General features: G+C 62.3%; 12 protein-coding genes and 1 riboswitch. Of the genes, 7 read left to right on the plus strand and 5 right to left on the minus strand.

What is annotated here, in order from left to right:
* The first annotated feature begins 196 nt into the window (after window positions 1–196).
* Window positions 197–1,417: an NADP-dependent isocitrate dehydrogenase gene (locus AC1Q6J_RS06550; RefSeq protein ID WP_492278505.1), complete on the plus strand. Its 1,221-nt coding sequence runs from the start codon at window positions 197–199 to the stop codon at window positions 1,415–1,417.
* Window positions 1,418–1,619: 202 nt separating this feature from the next.
* Here the strand turns inward: AC1Q6J_RS06550 and ybaL are convergent, their stop codons facing one another.
* Entirely contained in the window at window positions 1,620–3,293 is a 1,674-nt protein-coding gene (gene ybaL, locus AC1Q6J_RS06555; protein ID WP_492278506.1) for a YbaL family putative K(+) efflux transporter, read from the minus strand.
* 344 nt (window positions 3,294–3,637) lie between these two features.
* The gene (gene alaS, locus AC1Q6J_RS06560) at window positions 3,638–6,304 is read right to left on the minus strand and encodes an alanine--tRNA ligase (protein WP_492278507.1); all 2,667 of its coding nucleotides are present in this window, start codon (window positions 6,302–6,304) and stop codon (window positions 3,638–3,640) included.
* Between the two features lie 312 nt (window positions 6,305–6,616).
* Window positions 6,617–6,706: riboswitch (glycine riboswitch) on the plus strand.
* Between the two features lie 133 nt (window positions 6,707–6,839).
* On the opposite strand from alaS, the gene gcvT reads away from it, so the two are divergent.
* The 3 genes from gcvT to gcvP all read left to right on the plus strand — a co-directional run bounded on the left by gcvT (window position 6,840) and on the right by gcvP (window position 11,454).
* Window positions 6,840–8,015, plus strand: a complete 1,176-nt coding sequence (gene gcvT / locus AC1Q6J_RS06565) for a glycine cleavage system aminomethyltransferase GcvT (protein WP_492278508.1) — start codon at window positions 6,840–6,842, stop codon at window positions 8,013–8,015.
* A 22-nt stretch (window positions 8,016–8,037) separates the two neighbouring features.
* On the plus strand, window positions 8,038–8,403 hold the full coding sequence (gcvH, locus tag AC1Q6J_RS06570) for a glycine cleavage system protein GcvH (protein WP_492278509.1): 366 nt from the start codon (window positions 8,038–8,040) through the stop codon (window positions 8,401–8,403).
* 186 nt (window positions 8,404–8,589) lie between these two features.
* Entirely contained in the window at window positions 8,590–11,454 is a 2,865-nt protein-coding gene (gene gcvP / locus AC1Q6J_RS06575) for an aminomethyl-transferring glycine dehydrogenase (RefSeq protein ID WP_492278510.1), read from the plus strand.
* A 404-nt stretch (window positions 11,455–11,858) separates the two neighbouring features.
* Here gcvP and recA read toward each other — a convergent pair whose 3' ends face one another.
* Together recA and AC1Q6J_RS06585 are read right to left on the minus strand one after the other, a co-directional pair.
* Entirely contained in the window at window positions 11,859–12,947 is a 1,089-nt protein-coding gene (gene recA, locus AC1Q6J_RS06580; protein WP_024574824.1) for a recombinase RecA, read from the minus strand.
* Between the two features lie 537 nt (window positions 12,948–13,484).
* The gene (locus AC1Q6J_RS06585) at window positions 13,485–14,063 is read right to left on the minus strand and encodes a peroxidase-related enzyme (protein ID WP_492278511.1); all 579 of its coding nucleotides are present in this window, start codon (window positions 14,061–14,063) and stop codon (window positions 13,485–13,487) included.
* A gap of 270 nt (window positions 14,064–14,333) precedes the next feature.
* On the opposite strand from AC1Q6J_RS06585, the gene AC1Q6J_RS06590 reads away from it, so the two are divergent.
* The 3 genes from AC1Q6J_RS06590 (at window position 14,334) to AC1Q6J_RS06600 (ending at window position 15,448) form a co-directional block, all read left to right on the plus strand.
* A complete protein-coding gene (locus AC1Q6J_RS06590; RefSeq protein ID WP_492278512.1) occupies window positions 14,334–14,501 on the plus strand; it encodes a hypothetical protein in 168 nt (55 codons plus the stop codon).
* A 209-nt stretch (window positions 14,502–14,710) separates the two neighbouring features.
* A complete protein-coding gene (locus AC1Q6J_RS06595; protein WP_492278513.1) occupies window positions 14,711–14,881 on the plus strand; it encodes a hypothetical protein in 171 nt (56 codons plus the stop codon).
* Between the two features lie 192 nt (window positions 14,882–15,073).
* Window positions 15,074–15,448 (plus strand): hypothetical protein, encoded by a 375-nt coding sequence (locus AC1Q6J_RS06600; protein ID WP_492278514.1) that lies wholly within the window; start codon window positions 15,074–15,076, stop codon window positions 15,446–15,448.
* 15 nt (window positions 15,449–15,463) lie between these two features.
* On the opposite strand, the gene AC1Q6J_RS06605 is transcribed toward AC1Q6J_RS06600, so the two are convergent.
* Window positions 15,464–15,730, minus strand: a complete 267-nt coding sequence (locus AC1Q6J_RS06605) for a hypothetical protein (RefSeq protein ID WP_492278515.1) — start codon at window positions 15,728–15,730, stop codon at window positions 15,464–15,466.
* Window positions 15,731–15,851 lie beyond the last annotated feature (121 nt).

Consider the following 15,851-nt stretch of genomic DNA (forward strand, 5'->3'; position numbering starts at 1 on the left):
CAAAGCACAGGCCGCTTCAAAATCTACCGGCTAAATGGCTCCGGATTGCCCCGCCGGAGCGCCTGTCCAAGCCCGACATGCCAGAAAGTCTCAGGTGCGTTGCCTTCCAGCCCGCGAAGGCGGGTGCTATAGCCTCGCTACGGAACCGTTGCGGTTCTCTCGCCCTCTCCGCCCCCAATTTAAGGCCCGATCCCCCATGGCAAAAATCAAGGTGACCAACCCCGTCGTCGAACTCGATGGCGACGAGATGACCCGGATCATCTGGCAGTACATCAAGGACAAGCTGATCAACCCCTTCCTCGATGTGAATCTTGAGTACTACGACCTTGGGATGGAGTACCGCGACAAGACCAACGATCAGGTCACCATCGACGCAGCGAACGCGATCAAGAAGCACGGCGTCGGCGTCAAGTGCGCCACCATCACGCCGGACGAAGCCCGCGTGAAGGAATTCGGCCTCAAGGAAATGTGGAAGTCGCCGAACGGCACCATCCGCAACATCCTCGGCGGCGTGATCTTCCGTGAGCCGATCATCTGCAAGAACGTGCCCCGTCTGGTTCCCGGATGGACCAAGCCGATCATCATCGGACGCCACGCTTTCGGCGACCAGTACCGTGCTACCGACTTCAAGTTCCCCGGCAAGGGCGTGCTGACAATGAAGTTCGTCGGCGAGGACGGCACGGTGATCGAGCGCGAGGTGTTCAAGTCCCCGAACGCCGGTGTCGCCATGGGCATGTACAACCTGGACGATTCCATCCGCGACTTTGCACGCGCCTCAATGAACTACGGCCTGTCGCGCGGCTATCCGGTGTACCTGTCGACCAAGAACACCATCCTCAAGGTCTACGACGGACGCTTCAAGGACATTTTCCAGGAAATCTACGATACCGAATTCAAGAAGGACTTCGAAGCCAAGCACCTCACCTACGAACATCGCCTGATCGATGACATGGTCGCCTCGGCGCTGAAGTGGTCGGGCGGCTATGTGTGGGCCTGCAAGAACTACGACGGCGACGTGCAGTCCGACACCGTGGCGCAGGGTTACGGCTCACTCGGCCTGATGACCTCGGTGCTGCTGACGCCAGACGGCAAGGTCGTGGAAGCCGAAGCCGCGCATGGCACGGTGACGCGTCACTACCGCGAACACCAGAAGGGCAAGGAAACCTCGACCAACTCGATCGCGTCGATCTTCGCCTGGACGCAGGGCCTCGCCCACCGCGCCAAGCTCGACAACAACGCGGAACTGGCGAAGTTCGCCAAGACGCTGGAGAAGGTCTGCGTCGATACGGTCGAGTCCGGCTACATGACCAAGGACCTCGCGCTCCTCGTCGGCGCCGACCAGAAGTGGCTCTCGACCACGGGCTTCCTCGACAAGGTGGCGGAGAACCTCACCAAGGCGATGGCTCCTGCTGCTTAAGACTTAACAAGCCGCATCTCTTGTCCTTCAACGGCGCAGACATTGTCTGCGCCGTTTGCTTGTGAACTTCAAAAAGAAGCGGAACGCCTGACATGACGTGCGATCAATCCACGCATCGCCCCGCCCCGATCACACCGGAGATCCGCAACCTGATCGCGTCACGCGAAAAACATCTTGCATCGTGACCGGCAGCGGCCAGCGCTCAGGCGCTGGCAAAACCGATCTGCGCAATCATCGCCTTGGCGATTTCCTGCTCGCCCATGATCACAAAATTCGCGCCATGATGCCTGAGATGCGCGATCTCCTCTTCCGAATGCGCCCGCGCGATGATCGGCAGCGTCGCGCTGATCGCGCGGGCCTTGGCGACGATCTGCCCGCCCTCGAACGCATCGGGTATCGCAACCAGCAGGCCCCGCGCCGCGCCGACATTGGCTGCCTGAAGCATATCGGGCGCGGCCGCGTTGCCGGTGATGACCTCAATGCCCTCCTGCCGCAGCTTCTCGATGCTGCCGGGACTGTCCTCGATCACGAGGATCGGAATTCCGGCTTGCCGCAAGGCCGTGCTGACGACGCTGCCGACGCGGCCATGACCGACCAGCACAACATGGTTTGACAATTTCGACGCCTCGAGCGGGACGCGCGGCGCGGCAGGTTCAGCCGGCTTTGCCGGTGTTGCCGCCTCTTCCTTCGCCGCCAGCATCCGGTCGAGCAGCACAAAGAACAGCGGGTTCAGCATGATCGAGATGATCGCACCGGCCAGCACCAGATCGCGGCCGCGATCCGGCAGCAGGGCAAGACTGACGCCGAGACTGACGAGAATGAAGGAGAACTCGCCGATCTGGGCGAGGCTCGCCGAAATCGTCAGCGCGGTCGATGCCGGATAACCGAACATCCGCACGATGCCGAACGCCGCGACGGACTTTCCGAAGATGATGATGAAGACTGTGGCAAGCAGCGGCAGCGGCTCGCGCACGATGATTGCCGGATCGACCAGCATACCGACCGACACGAAGAACAGCACCGCGAATGCATCGCGCAGCGGCAGGGTTTCGTTCGCGGCGCGCTGGCTGAGCTCGGATTCGCTCAGGATCATGCCGGCGAAGAACGCGCCGAGCGCGAACGACACATCGAACAGGACCGCCGCGCCGAATGCGACACCGAGCGAAATCGCAAACACCGCGAGGCGAAACAGTTCACGCGAGCCGGTATGCGCGACGTAATGCAGGACCCACGGGATCACGCGGCGGCCGACCACCAGCATGAAGATGACGAATGCCGCCACCTTGCCGAGCGTAATGAGGACCGGCTGCGCCATCGCATAGGCGCTGAGACCACCTCCGCCCTCGCCCCTCAGCAATCCGGCCAGCGCCGGCAGCAGCACCAGCGTCAGCACCATCGCGAGATCCTCGACAATCAGCCAGCCGACCGCGATCCGCCCGCGCTCGGTGTCGACCAGCCGCCGCTCCTGCAATGCGCGCAAAAGCACGACCGTACTCGCCACCGACAGCGCGAGGCCGAACACCAGCCCGCCGCCGACCGGCCAGCCAAGCAGCCAGCCGAGCCCCATGCCGAGCAGCGTCGCCACTGCGATCTGCGCCACCGCGCCGGGGACGGCGATGGCGCGCACCGACAGCAAATCCTTCAACGAGAAGTGCAGACCGACGCCGAACATCAGAAGGATGATGCCGATCTCGGCGAGTTCATTGGCGATATTCTGATCCGCCACATAGCCGGGCGTGAACGGGCCCATCGCCACGCCGGCGAGGAGATAGCCGACAAGCGGAGAAATGCGGACGCGCTGCGCGAGCGCGCCGAGTACAAAGGCCAGCACGAGGCCTACGACGACCGTGGAAATCAAGGGGGTGTTATGATTCATACCGCATTTTGCGGCGCGCGCATCAGCGAGGCCAGCCACTCATTCGTGACTCATCGCCGCACTTGAATCGCGGCATACCGAACACGTCATAACGTCATCGTATTTCGAGGCTCACAAGAGCTCACACATCAGGATGACGAACTCTCAGCCCGACAACCGGACAATAGCAACCTCGAACGTCATTCCGGACATCGCGCCTTTCGCGCGATGATCCGGAATCCAGAAGAGTTCATCGGAAGCAATCCTGGATTCCGGGTTCGCTCGCAAGCGGCTCGCGCCCCGGAATGACGGAGGGTGTATGACGGCGCATGTATGCCTGCGCGTGAATGACAATGCCCGCGTCGTCACGCACCCATCGCAGCTTCAATGGCTTTGAGCGCAGCATCAGCCTTCGCGCCATCGGGACCACCCGCCTGCGCCATGTCGGGACGGCCACCGCCGCCCTTGCCGCCCAGCGCTTCGGACGCGATCTTCACCAGATCGACGGCGCTGAAACGCGAGGTCAGGTCCGCCGTGACGCCGACAACCGCGCCGGCCTTCCCGTCCTCGCCGACATTGATGATCGCCACCACGCCGGAGCCAAGCTGCTTCTTGCCGTCGTCGGCAAGGCTCTTGAGATCCTTCATCTCAATGCCCTGCACCGCGCGGCCGAGGAATTTCACATCGCCGATGGTGCGAATGTCGGCGGACGCGCCCGCACCGCTGCCGGCCGCGGCACCGCCGCCCATGGCGAGCTTCTTGCGCGCGTCGGACAGATCGCGCTCGAGCTTCTTGCGCTCCTCGATCAGCGCCGCGACACGCGCCGGCAGATCGTCGAGCGTGGTTTTCAGCTCCGCAGCCGCGGCTTTCGCGGTGTGAATGGTCGCGTTCACTGCGTGACGGGCATTGTTCCCGGTCAGCGCCTCGATACGCCGCACGCCGGAGGCCACAGCACTTTCGCCGCTGATGGAGATCAGGCCGATGTCGCCGGTCCGCCGCACATGCGTGCCGCCGCACAGCTCAACCGACCAGCCGAGCGCATTACCCTGCCCCGCGCCCATCGACACCACGCGGACCTCGTCGCCGTATTTTTCACCGAACAGCGCCCGCGCGCCGGAATCCCGCGCGTCGTCCACGGCCATCGAGCGGGTAACGACCTCCCCGTTCTCGAGCACGACACCGTTGGCAATGTCCTCGATGCGGCGCAGTTCGTCCGCCGAAATCGGCTTGTTGTGCGCGAAGTCAAAGCGCAGCCGCTCCGGCGCGACCAGTGAGCCGCGCTGCGCAATGTGATCGCCCAGCACCTGACGCAAAGCTTCATGCAACAGATGTGTCGCCGAGTGATTGGCGCGGATCGCGGTGCGCCGCGCGTGATCGACCTCAAGTTGCAGAGGCAAATCGAGCTTTACCGTACCCTGCTCGACGGTGCCGAGATGCACATAAAGGTCGCCGGCTTTCTTCTGGGTGTCGGTGATGCGCACGCGCACGCCGTCCCCGCTCAGAACGCCGGTGTCGCCGACCTGACCGCCGGACTCCGCGTAGAACGGCGTCTGGTTCATGATAATCGCAACGGTGTCGCCAGCTTTGGCGCCATCGATTTCCTTGCCGTCCTTCACCAGCGCGGTGACGACGCCTTCAGCGATCTCGGTGTCGTAGCCGAGGAATTCCGTGGCGCCGAGCTTCTCGCGCAGCGGAAACCAGACGGTCTCCGCCGCGGTATCGCCGGACCCTGCCCACGAGGCGCGCGCTTTCGCGCGCTGGCGGTCCATCGCATCGGTGAATGACGCAATGTCGACGCCGATACCGCGGTTGCGCAGCGCGTCCTGCGTCAGGTCGAGCGGGAAGCCATAGGTGTCGTACAGCGTGAACGCGGTCTCGCCGTCGAACATGTCGCCCTTCTTCAGCGACGCGCTTTTCTCGTCCAGAATTGTGAGACCGCGATCCAGCGTCTTGCGGAAACGGGTTTCCTCAAGCTTCAGCGTTTCCTCGATCAGGTCTTCCGCGCGCACCAGTTCGGGATAGGCCTGGCCCATCTCGCGCACCAGCGCCCACACAAGGCGATACATCAGCGGGTCTTTGGCCCCGAGCAACTGCCCGTGGCGCATCGCGCGGCGCATGATCCGGCGCAGCACATAGCCACGTCCCTCGTTCGAGGGCAGCACGCCGTCGGCGATCAGGAACGACGACGCTCGCAGATGGTCGGCGATGACGCGCAGCGAACCCTTTTGTTCGCCATGCGGATCGGCTCCGGTCAGGTCGGCAATGGCGCGGATCAGGGCGACGAACAGGTCGATCTCGTAGTTGTCGTGCTTGCCCTGAAGCACGGCGGCGATGCGCTCCAGGCCCATGCCGGTGTCGATCGACGGCTTCGGCAGCGCGACGCGGTTGCCCGGCGCGATCTGGTCGAACTGCATGAACACCAGGTTCCAGATCTCGATGAAGCGGTCACCGTCTTCATCGGGCGAACCCGGAGGGCCGCCGGGAATCTTGTCGCCATGGTCGTAGAAGATTTCCGAGCATGGGCCGCAGGGGCCGGTGTCGCCCATCTGCCAGAAATTGTCCGACGTCGCGATTCGGATGATTTTCGATTCGGGCAGGCCCGCGATCTTTTTCCAGAGGCCGAACGCCTCGTCGTCCTCGGAATAGACCGTGACCAGCAGCTTGTCCTTCGGGAGCCCGTACTCCCTGGTGATCAAATTCCAGGCAAGCTCGATGGCTCGGTCCTTGAAATAGTCGCCGAACGAGAAGTTCCCGAGCATCTCGAAGAAGGTGTGATGCCGCGCGGTGTAGCCGACATTGTCGAGGTCGTTGTGCTTGCCGCCGGCACGGACGCATTTCTGCGACGACGTGGCGCGCTGATACGGGCGCTTTTCAAGACCCGTGAACACGTTCTTGAACTGCACCATGCCCGCATTGGTGAACATCAATGTCGGGTCATTGCGCGGAACCAGCGGCGACGACGGCACGATCTCGTGGCCGTTCTTCGCGAAATAATTCAGATACGCCGACCTGATCTCGTTAACGCCGCTCATGCTCGTCCAATCGCGCCCAAAAAGCTTTCAGAAAGCCTTGAATGTTCTGATGCATTTTCGTCATGCAAAACGCACTCCGTTTCGCCCGAAAACGCCCTGTTTTGCTGCTCGCCTTCAATGACGCGTGCAGCGCAATTTGTCCCGCCCTGTTTCTAGACGGAACGGGCTAGGGATGTCCAGAAAGTGTGCAAAAGATCAGCGGCTTGCAAGCAGTCTCAGAACCGCCGCGAAGCCCGTTGATAATCTCGCAGCTGCGTTGACAGGGCCTCGAAAGGCGTGTTTCCCTGCCTATGTAAGCTGTATTACAAGCGAACAAGTCACGTCGGGAGAGACCGGCTTTATGCCGGCGCCGAAGGAGCAACCGCCCCGGAAACTCTCAGGCAAACGGACCGTGTGACTGACTGAAATCTGGAAAGAGATGCGGCCGGACGATCCGGCGCGGCATCCGCCGACGGGATAATACTCTCAGGCACAGCGACAGATGGGGCTTCGACAAGGTTTCGGGAACCGTCCCGGAATCCGTCAGGAGCCCGACATGCCTGCCACTGAGCGAAAACCAGACTCCGCCGAAAATACGCTGAAGCGCGTTCCGCTGCACGGCCTGCATGTGGCGCGCGGCGGCAAGATCGTGCCGTTCGCCGGTTACGAGATGCCGGTGCAATACGCGGCCGGCGTGCTGAAAGAGCATCTCCACACTCGCGCCTCCGCCGGTCTGTTCGATGTGTCCCACATGGGCCAGATCGTACTGCGACCGAAATCCGGCAAGGTCGAAGACGCCGCGCGCGCGCTCGAGCGGCTGGTGCCGCAGGACATTCTCGCTGTTCCGCTCGGCCGCCAGCGCTATGCGCAGTTCACCGGCGAGGATGGCGGCATTCTCGACGATTTGATGGTGGCGAATTTCGGCGATCACCTGTTCCTGGTGGTCAACGCCGCCTGCAAGACCGAGGACGAAGCGCATCTGCGCAAACATCTGTCCGACGCCTGCATCATCGAGCCGCTGCCGGATCGCGCGCTGATCGCGCTTCAAGGGCCAAAGGCCGCCGAGGTTCTCGGCAAACATGCGCCGGCCGTCGCGGCGATGAAGTTCATGGATACCGGACCTCACAAGGTGCAAATCTCTGGTCAAGCCATCGATTGCTTCGTCTCGCGCTCGGGCTACACCGGCGAGGACGGCTTCGAGATTTCAGTACCCGCCAAGGACGCCGAACGGCTCGCGACCACCCTGCTCGCCGATCCGGCCGTGCTGCCGATCGGCCTTGGCGCACGCGACAGCCTGCGGCTGGAGGCAGGTCTCTGTCTCTACGGTCACGACATCGACACCACGACGACGCCGGTCGAAGGCGCGCTGGAATGGTCCGTACAAAAAAGCCGCCGCACCGGCGGGACACGCGCGGGAGGCTTCCCCGGCGCGAATGTTATCCTGAAGCAGTTCGAGACCGGCGCATCGCGCCGCCGTGTCGGCCTGCGCGCTGAAGGCCGCGCGCCGGTGCGTGAAAACGCGGTACTCTACGCCAGCGAAACATCACCGGACAAAATCGGCACCGTCACCTCCGGCGGTTTCGGCCCGACGCTCAATGCGCCGGTCGCCATGGGTTATGTGCCGACCGCTCTTTCCGCCGAAGGCACCGTCGTCTTTGCCGATGTGCGCGGACAGCGCCTGCCGCTGCGCGTATCGGCGATGCCGTTCGTGCCCAATGGATACAAACGATAGCAATCAACAGGCTGAGGATTTCATGACCACACTGTACACGCCCGATCACGAATGGCTCCGCATCGAGGGAGATGTCGCCACCATCGGCATCACCGACTACGCCCAGACCCAGCTCGGCGACGTGGTGTTTGTCGAACTGCCGAAGGTCGGCCGCACACTGAAGAAGGCGGAAGCCGCCGCCGTGGTCGAGAGCGTCAAGGCGGCGTCCGACGTCTACGCCCCGGTCGCGGGCGATGTGGTCGAAGTCAATGACGCGCTGACCGCCGATCCAGCGCTGATCAATTCCGATCCCGGCAAGGCCGCATGGTTCTTCAAGCTGCGTATCGCCAACAAGGGCGATCTCGACGGCCTGATGGATGAAGCAGCCTACAAGGCCCATACGGCCTAGGAAAACAGATGTTGCAACTGCTCGAAAGTGAAGCAAGGCATGATGGTTCACCATCGTCATGCCCGGCCTTGTGCCGGGCATCCACGTCTTCCTTCTTTCGCGTGAGCAATAGATCAAAACGTGGATGGCCGGGACGAGCCCGGCCATGATGAAATGAAATAACTCTGGCGCCTCGAGGATAGCTACATGACCGCGCATCGTTCGCCTGCCGCTGAACCCGCCGTCGATTTCGTCCGCCGGCATATTGGTCCCTCGCCGCGTGACATCAACGCGATGTTGCAGACTGTCGGGGTGTCCAGCCTGAGCGCGCTGATGGATCAGACGCTGCCTGCTTCCATCCGCCTGAAGACGCCGCTCGATCTTGGCAAGCCCCTGAGCGAAATCGACGCGCTGACGCACATGCGCGGTATCGCGGCACGCAACCAGGTGTTCACCTCGCTGATCGGCCAAGGCTACTCGGGCACGATCCTGCCCGCAGTGATCCAGCGCAACATTTTCGAAAATCCCGCATGGTACACGGCCTACACGCCGTATCAGCCCGAGATCAGCCAGGGACGACTGGAGGCGCTGTTCAATTTCCAGACCGTGATCTGCGACCTCACCGGGCTCGACATCGCCAATGCGTCGCTGCTCGATGAAGGCACGGCGGCGGCTGAAGCCATGGCGCTGGCGGAGCGCTCGTCATCCGTGAAGGCCAAGGCATTCTTTGTCGATCATGAGGTGCATCCGCAGACGCTCGCGGTGCTGCGCACCCGCGCCGAACCGCTCGGCTGGTCGCTGATTGTCGGCGATCCGGCGCGCGACCTCGACAAGGCCGACGTCTTCGGCGCGCTGTTCCAGTATCCCGGCACGCATGGCGGGCTGAATGATCCTCGCGCGGCCATCACGGCGTTGAAGGCGAAAGGCGCCATCGCCGTCGTTGCCGCCGATCCGCTGGCGCTGACGCTGGTGGCTTCGCCCGGCGATCTCGGCACGGATATTGCGATCGGCTCGACCCAGCGTTTCGGCGTACCGATGGGCTACGGCGGACCGCACGCCGCCTACATGGCGGTGAAGGATGCGCTGAAGCGCTCGCTGCCCGGCCGCATCGTCGGCCTGTCGGTGGATTCGCGCGGAGCGCCAGCCTATCGCCTCGCGCTGCAGACGCGCGAGCAGCATATCCGGCGCGAGAAGGCGACGTCGAACATCTGCACCGCGCAGGTGCTGCTTGCGGTGATCGCGTCGATGTACGCGATCTATCACGGTCCCGAAGGGCTGACGCACATCGCGCGCACCGTGCATCGCCGCACCGCGGTGCTGGCGGCAGGATTGCGCAAGCTCGGCTTCGCGCCGCTGAACGACAGCTATTTCGATACGGTCACAGTCGCTGTGAACGGCCAGCGGCAGGCGATCATCTCCCATGCCGCCCATGAGCAGATCAATCTGCGGCTGAATGAGGCGACTGTCAGCATCGCGCTGGACGAGACCACGACGCCCGCGATCGTCGAGAGCGTGTGGCGCACCTTCGGCGGCAATCTTGTTTACGCCGACATCGAAAAGGAGGCGCGCGACGCGCTGCCGTCCGTCCTTGCACGCACCAGCAAGTTCCTGACCCATCCGGTGTTCCATGAGCATCGCTCGGAGACTGAACTGCTACGCTACATGCGCAAACTCTCCGACCGCGATCTCGCGCTCGACCGCGCCATGATCCCGCTCGGCTCCTGCACCATGAAGCTCAACGCCACCACCGAAATGATCCCGGTGACCTGGCCGGAATTCGGCGGATTGCATCCCTTCGCGCCATCGGCGCAGGCCGCCGGCTACCACGCCATGTTTGCCACACTCGAGAAATGGCTGGCGGACATCACCGGCTATGACGCGGTGTCGCTACAGCCGAATTCCGGCGCACAGGGCGAATATGCCGGGCTGCTGGCGATCCGCGCCTATCATCGCTCGCGCGGCGAAGCACACCGCAAGGTGTGCCTCATTCCCTCCTCGGCCCATGGCACCAATCCGGCCTCCGCCAGCATGGTCGGCATGGACGTGGTGGTGGTCGCCTGCGACGCGCGCGGCGACGTCGATGTGGAAGACCTGCGCAAGAAGGCCGCGCAGCATGCGAACGATCTCGCCGCGGTGATGATCACATACCCGTCGACCCACGGTGTGTTCGAAGAACACATCCGCGAGATCTGCGACATCGTCCACGGCCACGGCGGACAGGTCTATCTCGACGGGGCGAATCTCAATGCGCAGGTCGGCCTTGCACGGCCCGGCGATTACGGCGCGGATGTGAGCCATCTCAACCTGCACAAGACCTTCTGCATTCCGCATGGCGGCGGCGGCCCGGGCATGGGCCCGATCGGCGTGAAGAAGCACCTGGCACCGTTCCTGCCGGGCCACGAGTCCGGCGGCAAGGTCGCGGTCGAGGCAGTGTCGGCGGCGCCCTACGGCTCCGCGTCGATCCTCGTCATCTCCTACATCTATATCCTGATGATGGGTGGCGACGGCCTGACCCGCGCCACGGAAATGGCGATCCTGAACGCGAACTACATTGCCAAGCGGCTCGATCCGCACTTCCCGGTGCTCTATCGCAACCACAACGGCCGCGTCGCGCACGAATGCATCGTCGATCCGCGCGGGCTGAAGGCGGGATCGGGTGTGACCGTGGACGACATCGCCAAGCGGCTGATCGACTACGGCTTCCATGCGCCGACCATGAGCTTCCCGGTGCCGGGCACGCTGATGATCGAACCGACGGAATCCGAATCGAAGGCGGAACTGGACCGCTTCTGCGACGCCATGATCGCGATCCGCCGCGAGATCGCGGACGTCGAGGCCGGGCGATGGCCGATCGAAGCGTCGCCGCTGCGCCATGCGCCGCATACGGTTCACGACATCGCCGACGATCACTGGCAGCGGCCTTATTCGCGCGCGGAAGGCTGCTTCCCGGCCGGCACCTCGCGCAGCGACAAGTACTGGTCCCCCGTGGGGCGCGTGGACAATGTCCACGGCGACCGCAATCTGATCTGCTCGTGTCCGCCGGTCGCCGATTACGCACAGGCGGCGGAGTAAGCGCACGCGGTTTCCAAACCGGTCATCCCCGCGAAAGCGGGGATCCACCTTCCTCTTTCTCATCTGAAGAGAACTACGCACCTGCCCCACATCCCACGGCATCGATAGCCCAGGGAGTATGGGTCCCCGCTTTCGCGGGGACGACGCGGAGAGAGAACAGCCGCTCGTCGCTTAAAAACAAATCGGGCGCTGGGGATGTCGGCAACTCAACATCCACAACGCCCGTTTGCTTTCCGAAGGTACGATGGATGCCCGAAAAGGATTCCCGTCTTTTCGGATCGCACCTGAACCCGGACGTTTAGATCCGGGCCGGAAATGGAATTTTCAAGTGGTCGCGCTTTCCTGACGCGAACCGTATCCGCCCCCGGTCAGGCACGAGGACACGCCTCGCCGAAAACGCTCCCTTAATCGTCCTGCGGCTCCTCGCCGTCGGCATCGCGCTCAGGCGACCCTGCCAGAATCTGCTCGGCGATCAGACCCGAGTTCTGCCGGATCGAGGCTTCGATCTTCGCCGTGATCTCAGGGTTTGCCTTGAGGAACGCCTTTGAATTTTCGCGGCCCTGCCCGAGGCGCTGGCTGTCGTAGGAAAACCAGGCGCCGGACTTCTCGACAATGCCGGCTTTGACGCCGAGATCGAGAATTTCGCCCATCTTCGAGACGCCTTCGCCGTACATGATGTCGAATTCGACCTGCTTGAACGGCGGCGCCAGCTTGTTCTTCACCACCTTGACCCGGGTCGAGTTGCCGACGACTTCGTCGCGTTCCTTGATCTGGCCGATGCGGCGGATATCGAGGCGCACGGAGGCATAGAATTTCAGCGCGTTGCCGCCGGTGGTGGTTTCGGGCGAGCCGTACATCACGCCGATCTTCATGCGGATCTGGTTGATGAAGATCACCATGGTGTGGGACTTGTTGATCGAGGCGGTCAGCTTGCGCAGCGCCTGCGACATCAACCGCGCCTGCAATCCCGGCAGCGCGTCGCCCATCTCGCCCTCGAGTTCGGCGCGCGGCACCAGCGCGGCCACCGAATCCACGATCAGCACATCGACCGCGCCGGAGCGCACCAGCGTGTCGGCGATTTCCAGCGCCTGTTCGCCGTGATCGGGCTGCGAAATCAGAAGCTCATCGACATTGACGCCGAGCTTGCGGGCATAGACCGGATCGAGCGCGTGTTCGGCGTCGATGAAGGCGCAGATGCCGCCCTTCTTCTGGGCTTCGGCCACGCAGTGCAGCGCCAGCGTGGTCTTGCCGGAGGATTCCGGCCCATAGATCTCGACCACCCGCCCCTTCGGCAGACCGCCGACGCCGAGCGCGATATCCAGCCCGAGCGAGCCCGAGGAAATCACCTCGATGTCCATCGACCGGTCGTTCTTGCCGAGCTTCATGACGGAGCCCTTGCCGAACTGGCGCTCGATCTGGGAAAGCGCGGCCGACAGAGCCTTGGTCTTGTCCATGGACGATCCTTCAACGATACGCAGGGCGGCGGGGGCCATAGTGGTGCTCCTTATGAACGGGATTCGCCAGCCGGACAAACAGGCTGGCAGGCCTGTCACCCTCGCGGCGGACCGGAATCAGGATCGATCCGATGGAATAGAATGTACCCTGTTTGTTCCAAGTTCGCAATATGTTCTTTTGCGGGGACGGGTGCTGTCCGTATTTAACCCTCGGTGTCCTAAGTTGAATTTGGCAGTGGCCTAATTTGAACGGAACGTAACCTCAACGCAGGGATTGTCTTGCATTGCCCCTTCGTTGGGATTCCCCTGCTAAGGCCGCAAAGGAGGCTGCGCGCTATGGAAAAGGAGCCGCGCGAGGAAAGGCGACCTTCTTGTCTTGATCAATTTCACAGAGATGACGACCGGGCGCGGGCCGCTCTTAAAAAAGAGAACATCCAATTGAGAAAACTCGTGGTCCGGCTTTCTGAAATGGTCATCAGAACCGTAACCCGCAAAAAGTGAGTAAGGCCGCCTCAGTTGGCGGCCTCTTTGTTCAACCCTCAACAAGGGATACTCGCCTGTTTCGCCCTCTATTGCCTACTTTGAGGCGCGGCCGAGGGAAAAGAACTCGTCGTTCGGACGAAGGCTGGTGAAGTTTGCCAGACGGTTGGACATTCCGAAGAACGCGGAGATGGACGCGATATCCCAGATGTCATCGTCGCTGAATCCGTGTGCCCGCAGATCCACGCTGTCGTCTTCGCTCACCTCATAGGCCCGCTGCGAAATCTTCATGGCGAAATCGATCATGGCCCGCTGCCGGGGCGAAATATCCGCCTTGCGATAGTTGCCTGCCACCTGGTCGGCAATCAGCGGGTTTTTGGCTCGAACGCGAAGGATCGCGCCATGCGCGATGATGCAATACTGGCACTGATTCACCGCCGACGTTGCGACCACGATCATCTCGCGCTCGGCTTGGGTCAGGCCGCCCGGTTTATCCATCAACGCATCATGGTAGGCCAGAAACGCCCGGAACTCGTCGGGCCGGTAGGCCAGCATCAGGAAAACATTGGGGACGAACCCGGCCTTCTCCTGCACCTTGAGAATACGCTCCCGAATGTCATCGGGCATCGCGTCGAGCGAGGGCACAGGGTAACGGCTGATCGGGTTTGCGGACATGAAGGCTCCAATGCAGGTCACATGTAAACATGCTAATATGTATACATTGGCAAACCCACCCCCGCGTGACCAGTGCTAATTGAGCAGGCTGCCTCAGCGGGGCGGCTTCCTTCGTTGCAGGCACCTGCAAATCCTTCCTGCAAATCCTTCCTGCAAACCCTTGGCGGCATGCCGGCGTCTTCCGGCCGTAACCCGAAGTGATAGGCCGAGCCGAACTTTTGCCACGGCTATGCTTTCTCTTGTGACAGTTTCCTGACGGGAGTGATGGCGATGAGCCCTGAACAGATCGCCAAATCGGCGCACGACCGGTTCATGCAGGTGGTTCAGAAAGAACTGGAGGCGTTTGAAAAACGCGAGAAAGCGTTTCTGGCGCGGGACCGCCAGGAGCGCGCCGACAAGTTCAAGCTTGCTGAGCAGGAACCCGCGCGCATTTATTAAAATCCTCTTCAGTTCGCGCTTCGCCGCGCCCGCGCATTCCAAACAGCCTCTACCTCCCTCGAAGGAAGTAGGCGTGTTCTAATTTTGCCGCAGCGATTTCTCGTGCAGCGAAAACCGGAACCCGCTAGGCTTGTCCGATCACCGTCCGACTGTGGCATCACCGGTGACTGAGAGTTTTGTGCTCCCGCCTCGTCCACGCGGAGCGACTCATGAACTCGCCCGATCCTTTGGTTTGTCCCGTCTGCGGGCAACGGATGACCTTGGTCTTCAGGAACAGGCACAAACAGTATCTGTGCGAAACCTGCGACGATATTGATCCGCTCAAATCGCCGAAGCTGGACAAGCTTCTCCACGCGGTGCGGCCGCCCGAAGAAAAGTAAGGCCCCGCATACGTCACGCGCCAGAGCCATCGGTCGTGTCCGCCGCCGGTGTGTCGGTTCGCGTGGAGGGTTCCCCGTCTCTTTCGAGCAGCCGGACCAGGTCGGCCATGCTCGACGAATCTCCGGCCTGTGCCGGGAGTTCGGCCGCCGCTGGCCATAGCCAACCCTGGATGAACCGGATCAGGCTGAACATTGTCCCCGCTCGACATATTTCGAACAGGACAGACGAATGCGGTGCGGATTTCGTTCCACCGCAAAGCAAAAAAATCCCGCGATTCGGCGGTTCCCGGGGAGGATCATTTCGGCCAACCGCTGGTTGAACCAGTCCAGGACGCCGGGATGAACCGGCTGCTCACCCCTGACAGCAGGAAAACGCCATCCATGGCCCGGACGAACCCGATTTCGATTGAAGAGAAATGGCAAAAGATCGCGGACGACACGCGAAGCGAGGCGAGCGCGATGCCGCCCTGCCAGAAACGTGATGATCTTTTGAAGAAGGCCCGCCAGCTCGATGTCGCCGTCAACCTGAACAGCTGGCTTTCAGCAGACCCTAAAACCGCGAAGTAGCCGGCCTCGCGACGATCACTTCGCGGTGGACTTCGATTTCGCCGGCTTGGCCGCGGGCTCGGTGCGAACGGTCGCCCATGGATCGCTGCTCGCCTTGGCATCGGGGATCTTGGAGCGCGCGGCCTTGGCCGCATCCTCGTTGGCCTTGTTCCGCGCCTTTTCCTCTTCGGAGAGCTCCTTGCCCTCGTTCAGCCTGAAGCCGGGAGTGAACTGGGCAAACGCCGGGACAGAGACCGAAACCGCCAGTGCTCCGACCAGCATCGCAACCCGAAACACCCGCATCGAAACTCTCCCAGACCGGTCCACTTTTGAGGTTGTTCATCGCCGCCCGTCCGGCGGCGGCGCACCGTTCTACTCCACCACGAAACGATGGCCAAGAACGATAGCCAAGAACGATAGCCAA

Source organism: Afipia sp. MLSD5-FHT05B12 (genome assembly GCF_058793355.1).